This is a genomic window from uncultured Thiodictyon sp., from assembly GCF_903828115.1.
In the GTDB taxonomy this organism is placed as follows: Bacteria; Pseudomonadota; Gammaproteobacteria; order Chromatiales; family Chromatiaceae; genus Thiodictyon.
On sequence record NZ_CAIKKU010000785.1, the window covers coordinates 1 to 3,944 of the forward strand.

6 protein-coding genes are annotated in these 3,944 nt (G+C 58.3%); 4 read left to right on the forward strand and 2 right to left on the reverse strand.

Annotation, left to right across the window (positions count from 1 at the left end; translation table 11 throughout):
• A partial coding sequence (locus QZY48_RS28850) for a type II toxin-antitoxin system RelE/ParE family toxin (protein WP_366929804.1) occupies window positions 1-242 on the reverse strand: 242 nt, incomplete at its 3' end.
• 390 nt (window positions 243-632) lie between these two features.
• Here QZY48_RS28850 and QZY48_RS28855 point away from each other — a divergent pair.
• From QZY48_RS28855 to QZY48_RS28870, 4 genes are all read left to right on the forward strand, one after another.
• Window positions 633-893, forward strand: a complete 261-nt coding sequence (locus tag QZY48_RS28855; protein WP_295437153.1) for a UPF0175 family protein — start codon at window positions 633-635, stop codon at window positions 891-893.
• On the forward strand, window positions 890-1,384 hold the full coding sequence (locus QZY48_RS28860; RefSeq protein WP_295437154.1) for a DUF3368 domain-containing protein: 495 nt from the start codon (window positions 890-892) through the stop codon (window positions 1,382-1,384). The genes QZY48_RS28855 and QZY48_RS28860 overlap by 4 nt, the downstream gene beginning before the upstream one ends.
• A gap of 200 nt (window positions 1,385-1,584) precedes the next feature.
• A complete protein-coding gene (locus QZY48_RS28865; RefSeq protein WP_295437156.1) occupies window positions 1,585-2,034 on the forward strand; it encodes a DciA family protein in 450 nt (149 codons plus the stop codon).
• Between the two features lie 159 nt (window positions 2,035-2,193).
• Window positions 2,194-3,093 carry a DUF5677 domain-containing protein gene (locus tag QZY48_RS28870; protein WP_295437158.1) on the forward strand — a complete coding sequence of 300 codons (900 nt, stop codon included), beginning with the start codon at window positions 2,194-2,196 and terminating at the stop codon, window positions 3,091-3,093.
• A 118-nt stretch (window positions 3,094-3,211) separates the two neighbouring features.
• Here QZY48_RS28870 and QZY48_RS28875 read toward each other — a convergent pair whose 3' ends face one another.
• A complete protein-coding gene (locus QZY48_RS28875; RefSeq protein WP_295437160.1) occupies window positions 3,212-3,841 on the reverse strand; it encodes an HNH endonuclease family protein in 630 nt (209 codons plus the stop codon).
• Window positions 3,842-3,944 lie beyond the last annotated feature (103 nt).

A 3,944-nucleotide genomic window follows, 5' to 3' on the forward strand; every position in this document is an offset into this window, starting at 1 on the left:
ATAATCACCGCGTCGTGGTCCAGCCGATAGATAATGCGCCAAGTCCCGTCGGTGTCGTTGATACGCAACTCATGGCAGCGCGGCCCGATCACCGGCATCGGCCGCGAGTGGGGCATCGGCAGGACCTCGCCGCGCTGGAGTCGGCGCAGCAACACCCCCGCCTCGATCCGGGCGGCTGCGGACAACGGCGGGGTCTTGATCTCGCCGTGCAGCCAGACGAGCGGCCTGTCGGGGTAGTCCATACGAGTGAAGTATATGTCAGATTCGACATATCATCAAGCACGGGTACCGGTCGGGAGGATTCGGCGTTCTCAGGGCTGCGGCCGAAGCTCCGGCTCCGCCATAGGGCCGCCGGACGAGTCACCCGTTCTGTCGGCTGGGGTTGATTCAACAGCGTTTTCCATGCTGGCGAACGGCCCGACTGACGCCGCGTTTGGTCCGCGCAGCGAACCCGCAGTTCACGGCGCTCTGCTTGGCATTGCCGAACTGATCGCTGCTGCCCGGGATCGTGCCCAAGGTGGCGGCGGGCTCGGCCCAGAGGGCGTGGGGCGGCGCGGCGAGTGCCGCGGTTACAGGGGTGCGTCGAGCGAGTAAACTGAAGATCAATCCGAAACCGAAACGCGGAGGCCATCATGGCAGCGGCACAGATCGAGATCCCCGAGGACGTCTTGGATTCGGCGCGCCTGACGCCAGCTGAGGCGAAACGGGAACTGGCATTGGCCCTGTATTCGCAACAGCGGCTGTCGGCGGGCAAGGCCCGAGCCTTTGCCGGCTTGTCGCTATGGGAATTCAGACAATTATCCGCGTCCCGCGGTGTTCCGGTTCATTTTGATGAGGCTGAATTGACCGAGGATCTCAAGGCGATCGATTGCTGGGAGCGTTTGCACCCATGAGCCTGGTTGTCAGCGACACCTCGCCGCTGACCAATCTCGCGGCGATCGGGAGACTCGACTTGCTGCAGAGCCTGTTCGGCCGCATCCAGATTCCGGAGGCTGTTTGGTTGGAGTTAAACGCGGGCGGGCGGTCCTGGCCAGGTCGCAATGAAGTTGCCGCTGCCGATTGGATCGTTCGTCATGGGTCGGCCAACTTGGCCCTGCTGACAGCCCTGAGCCGCGATCTCGACGCTGGCGAGGCGGCAAGCATTGCCCTCGCGTTGGAGATATCGGCGGACCTGATCCTCATCGACGAGTCGGACGGTCGCCATCAGGCCAGGCGACAAGGTCTCACCACGATGGGCGTCGCGGGTATTCTCCTACTCGGTAAACGCCGGGGGCTTATCGGTTCGGTCAAACCCCTGCTCGACGATCTGCGTCTGCGTGCGCGCTTTTGGCTGAGCCAATCCGTCTACGAGCAGGTTCTCGCAGAGGCCCGAGAGTTCCCATAATGAGGCGAATCTGCCCGAACCCAATGCCATGGAACCACGTATTCGAGCGCCTAACCAGCCATGCTCGGATACGTCGATGTACGCCGCCGTCTCCGCCCACTCCCCTGATCCTCGCTGGTTGGGCATACAGCAACGACGTCGAGAAATTGCGGCGATGGGAGGAAACAGTCGTCTGGGCAGCAAACAACGGCTGCCCAGAAATGGTCGAGATTCGCGACGAGGACTTCTATTACGTAGACGAACCGACTTTCTACACAGTTGGGCCCGGCGGCGGCCCGATGTATCGGCCGTGGGATTTCGAGGAAAAGGTGCGCCCGCCGCCAAATCAGCTCGCGGCGTCCCTCGAAACTCTCAAGTCCGGCTGGCAAGAGGTTGCAGGTCCGGAACTTGCGCGGGTCACGCGCCCGCTTGCATTCACTGGCGTCAAAGCACGTCGCCTGCTTGTCCAAGCCGATGATAGGGCTCGGCCACCGTGGGGTGACTGGTCCCATCTCTCGGCGGTGAGGTCCAAGCGCCAAACGTTCACCCGCTTCCGGGCATCAATCAACAGAGTGATCGCTCCGCACGAGGTCGATCACGTAGACTTCACCCCGCAACGAATTGCCGAACAAGACGTTCCAAGGGAGGCGCCGCAAGCGTCGCGCCCCTGAGCGCCCACGTTCGGCGGATCGCCAAAGCGCCATTGCTGGCGCCTTGATGAACGCGATCATCCATGGTTACTCGCCAGACGACTCACGTTACCGCGTGCGGGTAGTTCCGGCACACTCGGACTTCCTGCGGGCCGCGAGTAAAATGAAGGGGGATTCTCGATGGGTTTTATTGCTGCCAGCTTTTTGTCCGTCAACGGCGAACGTGATGAGACGCAGCTCCCATTGGCGCCGGTGCTGGACGTTCTCGCCAACGTCTTTCGCAACCTTCCCGACTACGGGGAGTTGAACGACGAAGCCCGAGACTACCTGCGAGATAGCATTGAACTGGGACTTGAGCATCTTGCGGGGGCTTGCAGCGCATGGGGCTCCGGTGCCTATTTTCCGTGTGAAACGTCTTGTCGAACAGTGTTTGAGATCAGCGTTAACATCCTCTATATATTGCAAGCTCCTGAGCGGCGCGCTTCTCAGCATCAGCGCGCATGCGTCTTTCATGAGCAGAAACAAGTACGAGCGGCACTGCAGTTAGCGGAGAAGCAAGGACTCGATGGACTCGCGAAGGAGTTCTCGGACAACTTGGAGATGCTGAACGGGCAGATTGAGATTGTCGAAAGATTTGCTCCCGCATTTGCTGGCGGAAGCGCAACATCAGAAAAGGCATGGCCCTCCATGCGGCAGCGCCTAGAGGCCGTCGGCGAGGATTTTGACTACCCTACGCTCTATTCCGTGCTCTGCCGAAGTACTCACGGCGACGCAGAACCGCTCATTGAGCGACGCCTGGCTCGCATCATAGGACACGGGAAGAGAGATTCCAGAGAAATGACGCGCGCCGTTCTGCTCCATTTCCGCGAGACTACGCGCGCCTTCTCCCGAATGCTGATTGCCCAAGCGTCCTTTCGCCTTATGAAGGCAGCGGGGCGATTTGCAAGTCGTTACGGAATTCGGCCGTTGCTTGAGACGATCTCGACCAACCTTGAGGGCATCCGCGTTCTCGACGAGGAGGCTGCCGCTGAAGTGCGGGCCTTGCGCCAATCGGACGCTTGGAAGAGTGCTTCCACATAAACAAATGCCAGGAATACCGGTGACAGACCACGGTTTCTTGCTTTTCTTGCGGCAACACAAAAAACCGTGGCCTGGCCCGGTAAGTCCGCGGGAATTACCCTTGATTCTTTGGTTAGAATTACCAACTGCTCGGCCAGTGCGGTCGGTTATTCTCCAGCCAGTTCTCAAGAGCGCGGTGGGCCGAGTTCCTTCCCACAGGGACCTTCAAATGGGCGCAAATCTCCGACCAGTATTGTGCCACGGGAAAGTCAGCTAGTTCTAATGGATTATATGTTCCACGCACCTTGGCCAGCCACTTCTGGGGAGATATGCTCACCGACGCCGAGACTTCCGACTCGCTATAATCAGTCCCGTCTGAAAACACAGCGTAGGCTTCAAAGAACCGATCCAGCAGCCGTCCCGCACGGTCCCGGATTTGCTCTGGACCAAAGGAGTCGTATTCCAGCAGCATATGGTTCAAGCGGACTCTTGAGAGCTCCGCTAGCTTCCGCTTTTTCTCGTCGAAACCCAAGTTGCTAAGTGTAGCATTATCAAAAGTAATCGAAAGATTGCCCAGCTTATGGAGATAACGCTGATGATCCTGCTCATTGATGTGCGTCCATTCCAGGCCCAGCGTCTGCGGCATGATATGTTCAATCTGACACTTCGTCAGCCCTGAGTCGAATGGTATCTTCTCGTTCTTGCCAACGTTATCCAACAGGATCAGAAATCTATAGTTAACCGCAAAAATTACTGTACTAAAAGTCAAGTGAAGGAGCCCCTGTCATGAATAATCATACCCCCGTTATTGATAATGACTTCCTGATTGTTTACTATTTAGAAAAAGAGAAAGATCCAGCGGTTAAGTACCG

What these genes read in the sequence shown, in the direction of transcription:
- QZY48_RS28855 (WP_295437153.1), top strand. Translation starts at nt 633, where the DNA reads ATGGCAGCGGCACAGATCGAGATCCCCGAGGACGTCTTGGATTCGGCG.
- QZY48_RS28860 (WP_295437154.1), top strand. Translation starts at nt 890, where the DNA reads ATGAGCCTGGTTGTCAGCGACACCTCGCCGCTGACCAATCTCGCGGCG.
- QZY48_RS28865 (WP_295437156.1), top strand. Translation starts at nt 1,585, where the DNA reads ATGGTCGAGATTCGCGACGAGGACTTCTATTACGTAGACGAACCGACT.
- QZY48_RS28870 (WP_295437158.1), top strand. Translation starts at nt 2,194, where the DNA reads ATGGGTTTTATTGCTGCCAGCTTTTTGTCCGTCAACGGCGAACGTGAT.